The sequence below is a fragment of the Rhodovulum steppense genome, assembly GCF_004339675.1.
Taxonomy (GTDB): domain Bacteria; phylum Pseudomonadota; class Alphaproteobacteria; order Rhodobacterales; family Rhodobacteraceae; genus Rhodovulum; species Rhodovulum steppense.
Map to the genome: position 1 here is coordinate 1 of NZ_SLVM01000010.1, position 15,226 is coordinate 15,226.

At 67.9% G+C, this 15,226-nt stretch carries 12 protein-coding genes; 9 read left to right on the forward strand and 3 right to left on the reverse strand.

Annotated features, from left to right (window positions below):
- The first annotated feature begins 503 nt into the window (after positions 1-503).
- The 8 genes from EV216_RS08105 (at position 504) to EV216_RS08140 (ending at position 11,108) form a co-directional block, all read left to right on the forward strand.
- Positions 504-1,436 (forward strand): TDT family transporter, encoded by a 933-nt coding sequence (locus EV216_RS08105; RefSeq protein WP_243642026.1) that lies wholly within the window; start codon positions 504-506, stop codon positions 1,434-1,436.
- Positions 1,420-2,091, forward strand: coding sequence for a Crp/Fnr family transcriptional regulator (locus EV216_RS08110; protein ID WP_132694566.1), 672 nt, complete (start codon positions 1,420-1,422; stop codon positions 2,089-2,091). Before EV216_RS08105 ends, EV216_RS08110 begins: the two co-directional genes overlap by 17 nt.
- 96 nt (positions 2,092-2,187) lie before the next feature.
- Positions 2,188-2,466, forward strand: coding sequence for a N(2)-fixation sustaining protein CowN (cowN, locus tag EV216_RS08115; protein ID WP_132694567.1), 279 nt, complete (start codon positions 2,188-2,190; stop codon positions 2,464-2,466).
- Positions 2,467-2,668: 202 nt separating this feature from the next.
- A complete protein-coding gene (gene guaB, locus EV216_RS08120; protein WP_132694568.1) occupies positions 2,669-4,114 on the forward strand; it encodes an IMP dehydrogenase in 1,446 nt (481 codons plus the stop codon).
- Between the two features lie 68 nt (positions 4,115-4,182).
- Entirely contained in the window at positions 4,183-5,349 is a 1,167-nt protein-coding gene (locus EV216_RS08125) for an RsmB/NOP family class I SAM-dependent RNA methyltransferase (RefSeq protein WP_132694569.1), read from the forward strand.
- A gap of 215 nt (positions 5,350-5,564) precedes the next feature.
- Positions 5,565-7,778, forward strand: a complete 2,214-nt coding sequence (locus tag EV216_RS08130; RefSeq protein ID WP_132694570.1) for a hybrid sensor histidine kinase/response regulator — start codon at positions 5,565-5,567, stop codon at positions 7,776-7,778.
- Between the two features lie 324 nt (positions 7,779-8,102).
- Positions 8,103-9,176: a recombinase RecA gene (gene recA / locus EV216_RS08135; protein WP_132694571.1), complete on the forward strand. Its 1,074-nt coding sequence runs from the start codon at positions 8,103-8,105 to the stop codon at positions 9,174-9,176.
- Positions 9,177-9,284: 108 nt separating this feature from the next.
- A complete protein-coding gene (locus EV216_RS08140) occupies positions 9,285-11,108 on the forward strand; it encodes an ABC-F family ATP-binding cassette domain-containing protein (RefSeq protein WP_132694572.1) in 1,824 nt (607 codons plus the stop codon).
- Between the two features lie 145 nt (positions 11,109-11,253).
- Here EV216_RS08140 and EV216_RS08145 read toward each other — a convergent pair whose 3' ends face one another.
- Both EV216_RS08145 and EV216_RS08150 read right to left on the reverse strand, forming a co-directional pair.
- Positions 11,254-12,009, reverse strand: a complete 756-nt coding sequence (locus EV216_RS08145) for an SDR family NAD(P)-dependent oxidoreductase (RefSeq protein ID WP_132694573.1) — start codon at positions 12,007-12,009, stop codon at positions 11,254-11,256.
- Between the two features lie 75 nt (positions 12,010-12,084).
- Complete coding sequence (locus EV216_RS08150; RefSeq protein WP_132694574.1) at positions 12,085-12,939, reverse strand: TPM domain-containing protein; 855 nt, start codon at positions 12,937-12,939, stop codon at positions 12,085-12,087.
- Between the two features lie 253 nt (positions 12,940-13,192).
- Between EV216_RS08150 and EV216_RS08155 the strand changes: the two genes are divergently transcribed.
- Positions 13,193-13,792, forward strand: coding sequence for an outer membrane protein (locus tag EV216_RS08155; protein WP_132694575.1), 600 nt, complete (start codon positions 13,193-13,195; stop codon positions 13,790-13,792).
- Positions 13,793-13,811: 19 nt separating this feature from the next.
- Here EV216_RS08155 and EV216_RS08160 read toward each other — a convergent pair whose 3' ends face one another.
- Positions 13,812-15,200, reverse strand: a complete 1,389-nt coding sequence (locus tag EV216_RS08160; protein ID WP_132694576.1) for a pyridoxal phosphate-dependent decarboxylase family protein — start codon at positions 15,198-15,200, stop codon at positions 13,812-13,814.
- Between the last annotated feature and the right edge of the window lie 26 nt (positions 15,201-15,226).

Sequence of the window (15,226 nt, forward strand, 5' to 3'; positions counted from 1 at the left end):
CCGAAGCAGAGGCAAACTTCTACGCCGCTCTGGAAACTGAAGACATGGCCGCGTAACTCACCGAAATCAGCCTCCGGCAAACCCGGTGCGGTTCACTAAGTACACCGCCGATGGACCATTAAAGGTGTGGGGGAGCGCGATCTATCCTTGTCCGCAGGGCCGTGACATCGCCCCCGGTCTTCCAAACCGTCCGATACGGCACCGATCCTGTCGCGTGGAAGAACTGCCCCTCTGCTCGTCTGCGGGGCGCCCTTGCGCCTAGATTTTCAGAACGAACAGTTAGGGCCTTCCCAAGGAAGCCGGTTCTTGATCGGAGAGCCAGAGGTCGCGGGTTTGCGTTTGCTTTGATTGAAACAGTCACGCCTTCTGATCGGGAGCAGCCCCACCTTCCTCGACGCGTTACGAGAGCGCCGCTTGCTCCGCCTCGCGTCGCATGGCAGACCGGTTCCATGCCGCGCCCGATGCCGCCTCTCATCGCTCCTCGTTTGCGCTTCGGCGAACAGATGCCGCCGACAGTCTTTACACCGGTACTCGGTGCCCTTGGTCTTGGGATTGCTTGGCGCCGGGGGGCAGAGGTATTTCCCGTTCCGACTGCGATGGGCGACATGATCCTTGGCGCGATCACGCTGCTCTATCTGTTTTGCGTGGCGGCCTATGCGCTGAAGTTCATGCGTCGGCCGGGCGTCTTATCCGAGGATCTGCGCGTGCTGCCGGGTCGGGCGGGGCTCTCGGCCATGGTGCTATCGGTCTACCTTGTCGCCGCAGCGCTTGCGCCCTTCGCGCCGGGTGCAGCGCTGGCCGTGCTTGGCACGGGGCTTGCGCTGCATGTCGGCCTGGTCACACTTGTGCTGCGCGCGCTGGTCCGCGGCCCGGCCGAGCAGCGCCGCGTCAGCCCGGTCTGGCATCTCCAGTTCGTCGGCTTCATCGTCGCCGCCTTGCCGGCGCTAGATCTGGGATTCGGAGGGTTTGCAAGTGCACTGCTTTACGCGACCGGCGCGACTGCGGTGGCGGTCTGGGGCGCAAGCCTTGTGCAGTTCTGGCGCGAGGACGTGCCCGCGCCATTGCGCCCGCTGCTTGCCATCCATGTCGCGCCGGCTTGCCTTCTGGGTTCGGTTGCGTTGGCGCTGGACAAGCCCGGCCTTGCCTGGGCATGCCTTCTGATTGCCGCGCTGCTTGCCGGGGTAATGCTGCTGCGGTTGCCTTGGCTGTTGCGGGCGAGATTCTCGCCGCTATGGGGTGCGTTCTCCTTCCCGCTTGCCGCGCTTGCAGGTCTGACGATTGCGTTGGCGGCGGTGGGGCAGAGCGAGGCCGTCCGCATGGCCGCCGGGCTGATCCTTGTGGCGGCAACGCTGGCGATCCCGCCGATCCTGGTCGCGATCCTGCGGGCCTGGGCGCGGGGTGGGCTCGGGGCCAGGACCAATGCCGCGCGCGTCTGACTCCCGTGTCCCGCGCCGTGCGACCCGCAACGCCGCGCAGGACGACGCCCACGCCCCCTGGCTTGCCGGACTCGACGGCGGCAGTCGACGCAGCTATCCGCCCGGCACCACGATCACATGCCCCGGGGACGGGCAGGACCGGCTGTTCGTCCTCGAGAAGGGCCTTGCACGCATCTCGCTCAGCGGCACCGGGCGCGATCTGACGTTGGGCTACATGCGGCCCGGCGGGGTCTTTGTCAGTCATACCCGCGCCCGGGTCGAGGCGATGGAGGCCTGCACCGTGATCGGCTGGCCCGTCGGCGAGATGCTGCGCCTGATCGCCCGCCAGCCCGATTTGGGTGTTGCCGCCTTCCGCGAGGTCGGCGTTCTGCTGGCAGGGGCGCTGGACCTGATCGAGGACCTCGCCTTTCGCCCGGTCGATGCACGCCTCGCCCGGTTCTTGCTGGCCGAGTCGGCCCGCCAATGCAGTGACACGATCCGCCTGGTCGACAGCACCCAATCCTTGGCAATGGTGCTCGGCAGCTCGCGCCAGACCCTGTCTACCCTGCTGAACCGGTTCATCCGAGAGGGGCTGATCGAACGCATTGGACGCCGCCAGGTGCGGCTGCTGCGCCCCGAACGGCTTGCGGAACTGGCCGAGCTGTCGGCTGTCTGACAGACAGAATGCGAATCCCCGGCTACAGTCCTTGGCGTTTGCGATCCGCGAGTTCTGGCGTGCCATGCCGGAGATCGCCATTGGGATGATGCCGAGATGACCGACCAGACCCCCGACCGCTATGTCAGCTTCCTCGGGCTCGACTGCACCGGCAAGGCCGACCGCCTGATGGACATGCTTGCCGCCCGTATCGACAGGACCGACTCGCGCTGGACCGGCTATTTCGAGCGCAAGCTTGCCGAAAAGACGCGCATGGGCGCCGACAACCTGCATTTCGTCGGCAGCCAGGTGAACGCGCTTCTGGCCTTCTTCGAGGAAACCGGCGACACTGACGCGCTCGATCTCTTGTGGGATCTCGAACAGACCTGCTGCTGACCCCCCGGTTTTCTTCTTGGCCGAAATACCCCCACCGGAGGCGCCGCGCGCGGCCACGCCCAACCCCGGACAAGCGGGGCGCCTGCGCCCTGCGCCGGACGGGGGCGGGAGCGCCCCGTCCACGCCCCGCGATTGACCCTTTCCTTTTCCGCCCCCCCGTGAAATAGGGAAGCGCCAAACGAAGACTCCCCAGGAGATCCCCATGGAGATTCGCGAGGCGCTCACCTTCGACGACGTGCTTCTGGTTCCGGGCGCAAGCTCGGTGCTGCCCAACCAGGCCGACACGGCCACCTTCGTCACCCGCGCGATCCGGCTGAACATCCCGCTTCTGTCCTCGGCGATGGACACGGTCACCGAGCATCGCATGGCGATCGCGATGGCGCAGGCGGGCGGGATCGGCGTGATCCATCGCAACCTCACCATCGAGGAACAGGCGCGCGAAGTGCGCCGCGTCAAGCGCTCCGAGAGCGGCGTGGTCTACAACCCGATCACGCTGACCCCCGACCAGACGCTGGCCGACGCCAAGGCGCTGATCGAGCGTTACAATTTCACGGGCTTCCCGGTGATCGACGGCAAGGGCCATGTGGTGGGCATCGTCACCAACCGCGACATGCGCTTCGCCGCCAGCGACGCGACCCCGGTCCATGCGATGATGACCGCCGAGAACCTCGCCGTGCTCAAGGAACCGGTCGACCGCGCCGAGGCGCTGAACCTGATGAAGGCGCGGCGGATCGAGAAGCTTCTGATCTCCGACGAGGTGGGCAGGCTCACGGGCCTGCTGACGCTGAAGGACACCGAGAAATCGGTCCTGAACCCGCAGGCGGTCAAGGACGAGCTGGGCCGGCTGCGGGTCGCGGCCGCCTCGACCGTGGGCGATGCGGGTTTCGAGCGGTCGCAGGCGCTGATCGACGCGGGCGTGGACCTGATCGTGATCGACACCGCCCATGGCCATTCCGAGGGGGTGGCGCGCGCCGTCGAGCGGATCAAGGCCAGCAGTTCCGTGCAGGTGATGGCGGGCAATGTCGCCACCGCCGAGGCGACGCGCGCGCTGATCGACGCGGGCGCGGACGCGGTCAAGGTCGGCATCGGGCCAGGCTCGATCTGCACCACGCGGATGGTGGCGGGCGTCGGCGTGCCGCAACTGACCGCGATCATGGATTGCGCCCGGGAGGCGGGCGATGTGCCGGTGATCGCCGATGGCGGCATCAAGTATTCCGGCGATTTCGCCAAGGCGATCGCGGCAGGCGCCTCCTGCGCGATGGTCGGCTCGATGATCGCGGGCACCGATGAATCCCCGGGCGAGGTCATCCTCTACCAGGGCCGGTCCTTCAAGTCCTATCGCGGCATGGGCAGCCTTGGCGCCATGGCGCGCGGCTCGGCCGACCGCTATTTCCAGAAGGACGCGGCCAGCGACAAGCTGGTGCCCGAGGGGATCGAAGGTCAGGTGCCCTACAAGGGGGCCGCAGGGGCCGTGATTCACCAGCTTGTGGGCGGCCTGCGCGCGGCGATGGGCTATACCGGCTGCGCGACCATCGCAGAGATGCGGAGCAAGTGCCGCTTCGTGCGGATCACCGGCGCGGGGCTCAAGGAATCCCATGTCCATGACGTGCAGATCACCCGCGAAAGCCCGAATTACAGGGTGATGTAGGGCGATCCTAAAACAATTATATCAGGGATTTGCGGGCCGATCTTCATGCTGAACCCGAGATTGCGACCATGACGCCCGCAGCGCGGATCGCCGCGGCGATCGGCCTGCTCGATGCCTGGCTGGCCGGCGCGCCGATCGAGCGGCTCCTGACCACCTGGGGACGGCAGAACCGGTATGCCGGCGCAAAGGACCGCGCGGCGATCCGCGATCTGGTCTTTGACGCGCTGCGCTGCCGCCGGTCCTTTGCCGCGCTCGGGGGCAGCGATACCGGACGCGGCCTGATGCTGGGGTTGCTGCGCGCGGACGGGATCGCGCCCGGGACGCTTTTCACCGGCGAGGGTCATGCCCCCTCGCCCCTGACCGCGGCGGAACAGGCCGTCTCCCCTGCCGACCTGCCCCAAGAGATCGCCTGCGACTGCCCCGACGCACTGGCCGCGGTGCTGCGCGACAGCCTCGGGGCCGATTTCCTCCCCGTCATGCAGGCGCTGCGCCACCGCGCGCCGGTCTTCCTGCGCGCCAATCTCCGCCGCACCACGCGGGACAAGGCCGCCGCGGCGCTGGCCGCCGAGGGGATCGAGACCCGGCCGCATCCGCTCTCGCCCACCGCGCTGGAGGTGACCGCGAATGCCCGCCGCGTCCAGCAATCGCGTGCCTGGCGCGAGGGGCTGGTCGAGTTGCAGGATGCCGCCTCGCAGGCAGTGGCCGACCTGATGCCGGTGCCCGAGGGCGGGCGCGTGCTGGATTTCTGCGCCGGGGGTGGGGGCAAGACGCTGGCCCTGGCGGGGCGGGTTTCGGCGCGGTTCTTCGCCCATGATGCCGCGCCCGAACGGATGAGCGATCTGCCCGCGCGGTCCGGGCGTGCGGGGGTTGAAGTGACGGTGCTGCGACCCGACGATCTGGGCGGGGCCGGTCTCTTCGATCTGGTGCTGTGCGATGTCCCCTGCACCGGCAGCGGAGCCTGGCGGCGTAGCCCTGAGGCGAAGTGGCGGACCGGCCCCGACGACCTCGCGCGGCTTCTGACGGTTCAGGCCGGAATCCTCGACCGCGCGGTGCCGCTGGTCGCACCGGGCGGCGCGCTTGGCTATGCCACCTGTTCGCTGATCGAAGCCGAAAACCGCGCGCAGGTTGCGTCCTTTCGGATGCGCCATCCATGCTGGGTCCGCATGGCCGACCGCCGCTTGACCCCACTTGATGGTGGCGACGGCCTCTATGCGGCAGTGATGTACCGAACTTGACGCATTCGTAAACGCGGGCACGTTCCGTTAACATGTAGTTAACCGGCACGGCCCCAGACTGTGGCACTGACCCGAATCCTGTCGGAGCCCGCCTCGTGCCGCGCCTCGCCCCCGCCTTTTCCAGCCTCGGCCAGAATGCCGCTGCCTACGCAGAGCGGGCTTGGGCCATTTTTTTGTGCGGAATTGCGCTAGCGCTGATCGCGCGCTCCGTGCCTATGCCCTGGCTTGCGGTGCTGCTGCTGTCTGCCGCCGCGACATTGGCGGCTCTGGCGAGCTTCATCAGGATCGCCGACATGTGGGGCCGCAAGCTGCCCGCCGGGCGGCTTCGACGCCTCTGTGCCGGGGCGCCGGGTGCCTGCGTGCTGACTGATGGCCACGGGCGGGTGCTGATTGCGAATCCTGCGGCGCTCAGGCAGGTGACGGTGGATCGCGGCCAGCCGATCGCCGCAGCATTCGCGGCAGTCTTCGCCGATCCCGAGCGCGCGGTTGCAAACCTGATCGCGGCCGCCGCGCGGGGCGAAAGCGCCTTGCATGTCAGCACCGGGGTCGGGGCCGCACTGCATGTGAGGGTCGAGCGTGCAGCGCCCGGAGTCTTCATGTGGCATCTCGATGGGGACGAAGCCCCCGCATCCGACAATGCATTGCCGATGCTGCGGCTCGATCCCGACGGCAGGGTGATGTCGCTGAACAAGGCCGCGCGGGAGCTGCTGGGCCATGTCCCGGCGTCGCTGCAAGCCCTGCGCCGTGGACGGCCGCCCGGCGCCCATCCAGATGGCGAGGAGATCGAGATCGACACCACGGACGGCCCTGTGCGTCGTCGGCTGATGGCGCTGCCGGGGCGGGACGGGCTGCGCGAACTGTATCTGCTTCCCGCCGGGAGCGGAGCGGGCGTGGAGCAGCCACCCGAAGGTCTGCTCGACGCGCTGCCAGTGGCAATCCTGCAACTCGATATCGACGGTACGGTGCGATTGGCGAACGCGCGCGCGCGTGAATTGCTCGTCGGTTCGCCTGGCGAGGCACTCAACCTCTGCGAACGGCTCGAAGGGCTGGGTCGGCCGGTCAGCGACTGGCTTGCCGAGGCTGCCGAGGGGCGGGCCAGCAACATGGCCGAGGTGCTGCGCGTGGCACGCGACGACCGCGAGCTGTTCGTACAGGTGGCGCTGGCGCGGATGTCGGGCAGCGGACTGGTGGCGGTGCTGCATGACGTGACCGAGATGAAGACGCTTGAGGCGCAATTCACCCAGAGCCAGAAGATGCAGGCAATCGGCCAGCTTGCCGGCGGGATCGCGCATGATTTCAACAACCTGCTGACCGCGATCTCGGGCCATTGCGACCTGTTGATGCTGCGCCACGATCCGGGCGATCCCGATTACGCCGATCTCGTGCAGATCCACCAGAACGCCAACCGCGCGGCCAGCCTTGTCGGTCAGTTGCTTGCCTTCTCGCGCAAGCAGACGCTCAGCCCCGAGGTGCTGGACCTGCGCGACACGATGGGCGAGCTTGCGCATCTGCTCGACCGGCTGGTGGGTGAACGCGTGCGTCTGCGCATCCGCAATGGCGAGGGCCTGCCGCCGATCCGTGCGGACAAGCGCAAGCTGGAACAGGTGGTGATGAACCTTGTGGTCAACGCCCGCGATGCGATGCCCGGTGGAGGCGAGATTCGACTGGAGACCGAGGCGGTCGAACTGGCAAGCGATCTGAGGCGAGATCGTGCGGTGGTGCCCGCCGGTCCATATGCTCTGGTTCGAGTGATCGACGAGGGCGAGGGTATCCCCCCCGACCGCCTGACCAAGATCTTCGAGCCCTTCTTCACGACGAAACGTCCGGGCGAAGGCACCGGGCTCGGCCTTTCGACCGTATACGGCATTGTCAAGCAGACAGGCGGATTCATCTTCGTCGACAGCGAACCGGGCCGGGGCTCCACCTTCACGCTTTATCTGCCGACCTATCGCGGCGAAACGAAGGGGGCGGAGCCTTGTGCCGTCGAGGCCGAGGACAAGGCGCCAGACAGCGGCGTTGTGCTGCTGGTTGAGGACGAGGCCCCGGTGCGCTCCTTCGCGTCGCGCGCATTGACGATGCACGGGCATACCGTGATCGAGGCCGAGAGTGGCGATGAGGCGCTGGAAATTCTTGCCGATCCGGGGCTCAGGGTCGATGTCTTCGTGACCGACGTGGTTATGCCGGGACTTGACGGGCCGGGATGGGTTGCTAAGGCGCTGAAGGAGCGACCCGGCACCAGAATCGTGTTCGTCTCGGGCTACGCCGAAGACAATTTCGGTGAGATTCGCGCACGCATTCCGAACTCGGTCTACCTGCCGAAACCCTTCTCGCTTGCCGATCTGACCGCCACAGTTCAGCGCCAGTTGCAGGCCCCCTTCATAGGGGCCGCCACGACCGAAGTGCCTCCGGACGGGGGCAACGCCCCATAGCGGGCATGTGTGCGCCCGACACCGCTGCCTTCCGTGGCGCTCCTTCCGCAGCGTTGCAGCATCCCTCCGAAGCGCCATGTGCGCTGGTCGGACATGTTCCTCCGTGCCGATATGACAAAAAATTGGCCTGTTGGCAGATTGTTTTGAGGCGTGGCCGTTCATGCCTCGGTCCAGTGAACCATTTGTTAACCGTTTCCGCGAATTCTCGACATGCTCGGATTTGACTTGAAATGTTCTCTATTTGATCCGATGGATATGAGAACAAGGGGCGAACAAGAGTGATCATTGCCGCCCGCTTTGGGGTGTGGAATAAGGATAGGACACATGGGCACAGCGAACCTTCTCGACATGGTGGACAAGCGGAATTCCGACAAGCAGAAGGCGCTGGACTCGGCGCTGGCGCAGATCGAACGGCAGTTCGGCAAGGGCTCGATCATGAAGCTCGGCGCCGACAACCCGGTTGCCGAGATCGAGTCGACCTCGACCGGGTCGCTGGGGCTGGATATCGCGCTGGGGATCGGCGGGCTGCCCAAGGGACGGATCATCGAGATCTACGGCCCCGAAAGCTCGGGCAAGACCACGCTGACGCTGCATTGCGTGGCCGAGGAACAGAAGAAGGGCGGCATCTGCGCCTTTGTCGATGCCGAACACGCGCTCGACCCGATCTATGCCCGCAAGCTGGGCGTCGATCTGGACGAATTGCTGATTTCGCAGCCTGACACCGGCGAACAGGCACTCGAGATCGTCGATACGCTGGTGCGTTCGGGCGCGGTCAGCATGGTGGTGGTCGACTCGGTGGCTGCGCTGACGCCCAAATCCGAGCTTGAAGGCGATATGGGCGATTCGAATGTCGGCGTGCAGGCCCGGCTGATGAGCCAGGCGATGCGCAAGCTGACGGGCTCGATCAGCCGGTCGAAATGCACCGTGATCTTCATCAACCAGATCCGCATGAAAATCGGAGTGATGTTCGGCAGCCCCGAAACCACCACGGGCGGCAATGCGCTGAAATTCTATTCCTCGGTCCGTCTCGACATCCGCCGGATCGGCGCGATCAAGGACCGCGACGAGGTGGTGGGCAACGCCACCCGCGTCAAGGTGGTCAAGAACAAGGTCGCGCCGCCGTTCAAGCAGGTCGAGTTCGACATCATGTATGGCGAGGGGATCTCGAAGACCGGCGAGCTGATCGACCTGGGCGTGAAGGCCGGTGTCGTCGACAAGTCGGGTGCCTGGTATTCCTTCGGCGACGAACGCATCGGCCAGGGCCGCGAGAATGCCAAGCAGTTCCTGAAGGACAACCCGGATGTCTCGATGCAGATCGAGGACAAGATCCGGGCCGCGCATGGTCTCGACTTCCACATGGGCGATGACGATGGCGGCGACGACGTGATGGAAGCCTGAGCCGGTCCGCGACCGATCCTCTGGACCCGTCGGCGCGTGCCGGCGGGTCTTTTGCTGGCCGCAAGGCGGTCGCTTGACCGCGGGAGCAGGGCGCAGTAGCCAGCGCCCATGGCGCGCGCACCCCTTCTGCAGCTTTCCGGCATCTCGCTGACCTTTGGCGGCAACCCTGTTTTTGCGGGTCTCGATCTGGTGATCCAGCCGGGCGACCGGGTGGCGCTGGTGGGGCGCAACGGATCGGGCAAGTCGACGCTGATGAAGGTGATGGCCGGTCTGGTCGAGCCCGATGCGGGCGCGCGTATCCTCTCGCCCGGCACCACGGTCGGCTACATGGAGCAGGATCCCGACCTGTCGGGCTTTGCCACGCTGGGCGATTTCGCCGCCGCCACATTGCCGCCGGGCGAGGAATACCGCGTGGCGATGGTGGCCGAGGGGCTGAAATTCGACCCCGCCACCCCGGTCGCGACCGCCTCGGGCGGCGAGCGGCGGCGGGCGGCGCTGGCCCGTCTTCTGGCCGAGGCGCCGTCGCTGATGCTGCTGGACGAGCCGACCAACCATCTCGACATCGAGGCGATTGCCTGGCTGGAATCGCAGCTGGGCGAGACGCGCTCGGCCTTCGTGCTGATCTCGCATGACCGGGCCTTCCTGCGCGCGCTGGCGCGGGCGACGCTGTGGATCGACCGCGGCGAGGTGCGCCGCCAGGAACGCGGCTTCGAGGCGTTCGAGGAATGGCGCGACAGGATCTGGGCCGAGGAGGACGAGGCGCGCCACAAGCTTGAGCGCCGGATCAAGGCCGAGGGCCGCTGGGCGGTCGAGGGGATATCGGCCCGGCGCAAGCGCAACCAGGGACGGCTGCGCGCGCTTGCCGCGATGCGCGAGGACCGCGCGGCGATGATCCGGCGGCAGGGCACCGCGGCGATGGCGCTGGACTCGGGGCCGCAATCGGGCAAGCGGGTCATCGAGGCCAGGGGTATCTCGAAGAGCTTTGACGACCGTGCGATCCTGCGCGATTTCAGCCTGCGCATCCACCGGGGCGAGCGTGTGGCGCTGGTCGGACCGAACGGCGCGGGCAAGACGACGCTGTTGCGGATGCTGACCGGCGAACTGGCGCCCGATACCGGCGAGGTGGTCCTGGGTTCGAACGTGCAGATGGCGGTGTTCGACCAGAACCGCGCCGCGCTGGACCCCGACATGACGCTGTGGGAAAGCCTGACCGGCGATCCGGAGATGCGCGTTTCGGGCAAGGCCGACCAGGTGCTGGTGCGCGGCCAGCCCCGCCATGTGGTCGGTTATCTCAAGGACTTCCTGTTCGACGAGGCGCAGGCCCGCGCGCCGGTCCGCGCGTTGTCGGGCGGCGAGCGGGCGCGGCTTCTGCTGGCGCGGATCATGGCGCGCGAGTCGAACCTTCTGGTTCTGGACGAGCCGACGAACGATCTGGATGTCGAGACGCTGGATCTGTTGCAGGAATTGCTGTCGGACTATGACGGCACGGTGCTGCTGGTCAGCCATGATCGCGATTTCCTCGACCGGGTGGCGTCCACCACCATCGCGATGGAGGGCGATGGCAAGGCCGTGGTCTATGCCGGGGGCTGGTCCGATTACCGTGGCCAGCGGGGGGGCGTGAGCGATGCGCGGCCATCCGAGAAGCCTGCCGCCCCGGCTCCGAAACAGGTGCCCAGGAAGGCGGAAAGGACCGCGCAGGGGCTGAGCTTCACCGAAAGGCACAGGCTCGACGCGCTGCCCGCGGAGATCGCGCGGCTGGAGGCCGAGATCGGCAGGATCGAGGCGCTGCTGGCCGATCCGGAGCTGTTTGCGCGCGATCCCTCGAAATTCGCGAGGGCGAGCGAGGCGCTGGCCGAACGACAGGCGGCGTTGTCCGAGGCCGAGGAGGACTGGCTGATGCTGGCTGAGAAGGCCGAGGCGGCGGAACGCTAGCCGGGGAGAGCGGTTTCGCCCCGGCTTGCGCCGGGGCTACCGGGTGGGGGGCGCTGCCCCCCCGTCCTTCGGACTCCCCCCGGGATATTTGCGGCCAGAAGAAGCAGGGTTCGGGGTTTTCCCGGCGAGGCCGGATCGGGCGGCCTCAGCGCATTCTCAGCGCGCCGTCGAGCCGGATCACCTCGCCGTTCAGATAGCAATTCTCGATGATGTGGCAGACAAGGGCCGCAAATTCCGCCGGATCGCCCAGCCGGGGCGGGTTCGGCACGTCGGCAGCCACCCCGTCCATCACCTCCTGGCCCAGACCTTCGAGCATCGGGGTGCGGAAGACGCCGGGCGCGATGGCCATCACGCGGATGCGCAGATTCGCCATGTCGCGGGCAAGCGGCAGGGTCATCGCAGCGACACCGCCCTTGGAGGCGGCATAGGCGGCCTGGCCCTTCTGCCCGTCGAAGGCGGCGATGGAGGCGGTGTTGACGATCACGCCGCGGCAGCCATCGGCCTCGTGATCGTTCCCGGCCATCTCGGCGGCGGCCAGGCGCAGCACGTTGAAGCTGCCGATCAGGTTGATCTCGACGGTGCGGCGGAAGCTTTCCAAGGCGTGCGGCCCGTTCCGGCCCAGAACCCGCTCGGCGGTGGCGATGCCGGCGCAGTTGATGCAGGCGGTCAGCCCGCCCATCTGCGCGACCGCCTCGCCGATGGCCTGGGCGACCGAGGTTTCGTCGGTGACATCGACCGGCTGGAAGCCCGCGCCGATCTCGGCCGCCAGCGCCATGCCGCGCTCGGCGTCGCGGTCGAGGATGGTCACCGCCGCCTCGCCCGCGCAAAGTGCGCGCGCCGCCGCCGCCCCGAGACCCGAGGCGCCCCCGGTCACGATGGCCCTGGTTTCGCTGATCCGCATGGTTTCCCCTCCCTTTCGGCCCGTCCGGCCAGTGCTAGCCGCGACGCGCGCGGCTTGTCCATGCGTCCTTGCGGCCTACCAGCGCCCGCTGGCGCCGCCCCCCGAAGACTTGCCGCCGCCGAAGCCGCCGCTCGACCCGCCGGGGTGCGAGATCGGGTAGGTTTTCGTGTCGCGCCGCCCGCAGGCGGGGCAGGAGGTGACCTGTCGGCCTTCGCCGACCTCGGCGCCAGTGGCGGGGCGGATCACCTCGCGGCTCCGGTGCAGGCCGCGATGGCCGCAACCGGGGCAGCGCCGGACCCGCAGGCCCAGATCGCCCAGCCGCCGCCGGAAGGCGACCGCCAGAAAGAAGGCCGCGAACAGCAGCGGCGGCAGAAGCCCCGCCCCCCATCCGCCCGTGCCCGAGCCGGACCCGGGCGGCTTGCCCGCGGCATGGGGCCGGGCGATGCGGGCGATGGCGGCCATGGTGCCGGTCTCGATCCCCTCGGAATAGCGGTCCTCGCGGAACAGGGGCAGGAAGCTCTCCTCGACCACATCGCGCGCCACGCGGTCCCAGTCGCGCGCGTAACCCGCGCCCAGTTCCAGCCGCATCTCGCGGTCGCGATGGGCAACCAGAACAAGGATGCCGTCATTGCGCGTCGCATCGCCCACGCTCCAGGCGTTGAAAAGGTCCGTCGCGAAATCCTCGAACAGGCCAAGATACCCGTAATCGGACCGGCGGGCGATGGTCACCACGGTCATCTCGACCCCGGTTTCGGCCCGCAGCGCGGACAGCGCGGCGCGCAGGCGGTCCTCGGCCGCGGCCTCGATGATCGCGGCATGGTCGTTGACAAAAAGATCGTCAGGCGCGGGCCAGTTGCCGGTCTGGGCAAGTGCCGGGGCCTGCGCGACCAGCAGCGGGATCGTCAGGATCAGGGCAAGTCGGCGGGCCATGGGCGGTCTCCGGGGAGGCGGGGAGCGATTGTCCGGAGGCTGGGCGAGCGGCTGCCGCTTGTCCAGCCCCCGCCCGGCGGAAAGCCGCCGGGCGGGGAGCGTGGAACAGGGGCTGTGTCACATCCCCGTGTTCGTCCCTTTCACTGCAGGCGATGCAGCCCTTTTTACAGTATCATCGAGAGGCGCCGGTTCGGACGCCTGGCCCTTTATCGGGCCGAATTCCGAGGACGATAGAGAGGCAAGGAGAATTCCGATGAAACTGAATCGTTTCACGCTTCCGCTGGCGCTGACTTTCGGCGCCGTTGCGGTCACCCCGGCGCTGGCCGGCAGCTACAGCCCCGCCCCGGCCGATCAGCCGGTCATTGCCGCGGCGCCCGTGCCGGTGCCTGCCCCGAGCGGCGATTGGGGCGGCGCCTATGCCGGTCTGCAACTGGGCTATGCCGATGTGAATGTCTCGGGTGCGAGCGGCGGCGATGGCGAGATCTATGGCTTTCATGTCGGCTATCGCTGGGACATGGGCACGCTGGTGACCGGCATCGAGCTGGACTATGACCGCGCCGATATCGGCCTCGCGGGCGGCACCGAGGAGCTGGAAGATGTCTGGCGGCTGAAGGGGCAGGTGGGTTACGATATGGGGTCGACCATGCTCTACGGCACGGCGGGCGCGGCGCGTGCCGGCACCTCGCTCGGCGACGAGACGGGCCCGTTCGTCGGTGTGGGGCTTGCCTGGCAGCCGTCGCCATCCTGGATCATCGGTGGCGAGGTTCTCTACCACGATTTCGACGAGTTCGGCAGCTCGGGTGTGGGTGGCGATGCCACCACCGCGACGCTGCGCGCGTCGTTCCGGTTCTGAACCGGGGGCCGGGGCGGCGTCAGGCCGCCCCGCTCACCTTCGCCAGCACGCGGGGCAGCATCATCACGTCCGCGTGCGTGCAGTCGAACGACCCGACCTGCACCCGGATCACGAACCGGCCCTGATGCCGCGTCTGGGTCAGGTAGACGCGGCCGTCATCATTGACCCGTTTCAGAAGCGCCTCGGTCGCGGCATCGTCGCCAAGCGCGAAGGTGAACAGCGACAACCGCGGCTCGGTCACGATCTCGAAACCGGGCAGGGCGGCGATGGCGTCGCGCGCCTCGGCGGCCCAGGCGACGTGGTTCCGGATGCGGGTGCGCAATCCTTCCAGCCCATAGGCGCGCAGCACGAACCACAGCTTCAGCGCCCGGAACCGACGGCCCAGCGGCACCGTCCATTCGTTGAAATCGGTCACATCCGACTGGCCCAGCGTTTCCAGGTAATCGGGCCGCAGCCCCAGCGTGCGGACCTGTGCCGCGGGGTCGGCGAGGAACTGCACCGCGCAGTCGAACTGCACGCCCAGCCATTTATGCGGGTTCGTGACGATGGAATCGGCCCCGTCGATCCCTTCCCATAGCGCCCAGAATTCCGGGCAGATCATCGCCGAGCCCGCCCAGGCCGCATCGACATGGGTGTAAAGATGATGCGCCCGGGCGATGGCCAGCGTTTCCGCGACCCGGTCGATGGCGCCGATCCCGGTGCCGCCGACACACAGGATCACGCCCGCCGGAAGGTGGCCCGCCGCCAGATCGGCCCGGATCGCGGCATCAAGCGCCTCGGGATCCATCGCATGGGTCGCGTCCGTCGGCACCTTGACCAGGTTCTCCTGCCCGATCCCGGACAGCCGCGCCGCCTTGTCGACCGAGGAATGGGTCTGGGCGCTGGCATAAAGCCTCAGCCGCTTCTGGCCCGACAGCCCCTGCGCATTGCCCGCCCAGCCCAGCGCGCGTTCGCGCATCGTCAGCACCGCCGAGAGAGTGGCGGTGGTGGCGCTGTCATGGATCGTGCCGGTGAAGCGGGGGGCAAGCCCCAGCGCCTGACGCAGCCAGTCGACCGTCACCTGTTCAAGTTCCGTGGCGGCGGGGGCGGTCTGCCAGAGCATGCATTGCGCGGCCATCGCATTGGCCAGTTGCTCGGCCAGCATGGAGGCGGGGGCGGCGTTCGCCGGGAAATAGGCGAAGAAGCGGGGATGCTGCCAATGGGTCATGGCATCGGGCACCAGCGCCTGGAAATCGTCCCAGATCGTTTCCATCGGTTCGGCGGCCTCGGGCGGTGCGGCGGGCAGGCGGGCGGCGGTGGCGCCGGGGGGCGTCTGTGCGCGCACGGGGCGGTCGCGCAGCCCCCGGTGATAGTCGCGCGCCCAGTCGGCGGCGCGTTTCGACCAATGCGCCAGATCGTCGTGGTCCATCGCCCCTGTCTCCTGTCGGATGCCTC

Coding starts and splice junctions, on each gene's coding strand:
- EV216_RS08105 (WP_243642026.1), top strand. CDS start 504: ATGCCGCCGACAGTCTTTACACCGGTACTCGGTGCCCTTGGTCTTGGG.
- EV216_RS08110 (WP_132694566.1), top strand. CDS start 1,420: ATGCCGCGCGCGTCTGACTCCCGTGTCCCGCGCCGTGCGACCCGCAAC.
- cowN (WP_132694567.1), top strand. CDS start 2,188: ATGACCGACCAGACCCCCGACCGCTATGTCAGCTTCCTCGGGCTCGAC.
- guaB (WP_132694568.1), top strand. CDS start 2,669: ATGGAGATTCGCGAGGCGCTCACCTTCGACGACGTGCTTCTGGTTCCG.
- EV216_RS08125 (WP_132694569.1), top strand. CDS start 4,183: ATGACGCCCGCAGCGCGGATCGCCGCGGCGATCGGCCTGCTCGATGCC.
- EV216_RS08130 (WP_132694570.1), top strand. CDS start 5,565: ATGCCCTGGCTTGCGGTGCTGCTGCTGTCTGCCGCCGCGACATTGGCG.
- recA (WP_132694571.1), top strand. CDS start 8,103: ATGGGCACAGCGAACCTTCTCGACATGGTGGACAAGCGGAATTCCGAC.
- EV216_RS08140 (WP_132694572.1), top strand. CDS start 9,285: ATGGCGCGCGCACCCCTTCTGCAGCTTTCCGGCATCTCGCTGACCTTT.
- EV216_RS08145 (WP_132694573.1), bottom strand. CDS start 12,009: ATGCGGATCAGCGAAACCAGGGCCATCGTGACCGGGGGCGCCTCGGGT.
- EV216_RS08150 (WP_132694574.1), bottom strand. CDS start 12,939: ATGGCCCGCCGACTTGCCCTGATCCTGACGATCCCGCTGCTGGTCGCG.
- EV216_RS08155 (WP_132694575.1), top strand. CDS start 13,193: ATGAAACTGAATCGTTTCACGCTTCCGCTGGCGCTGACTTTCGGCGCC.
- EV216_RS08160 (WP_132694576.1), bottom strand. CDS start 15,200: ATGGACCACGACGATCTGGCGCATTGGTCGAAACGCGCCGCCGACTGG.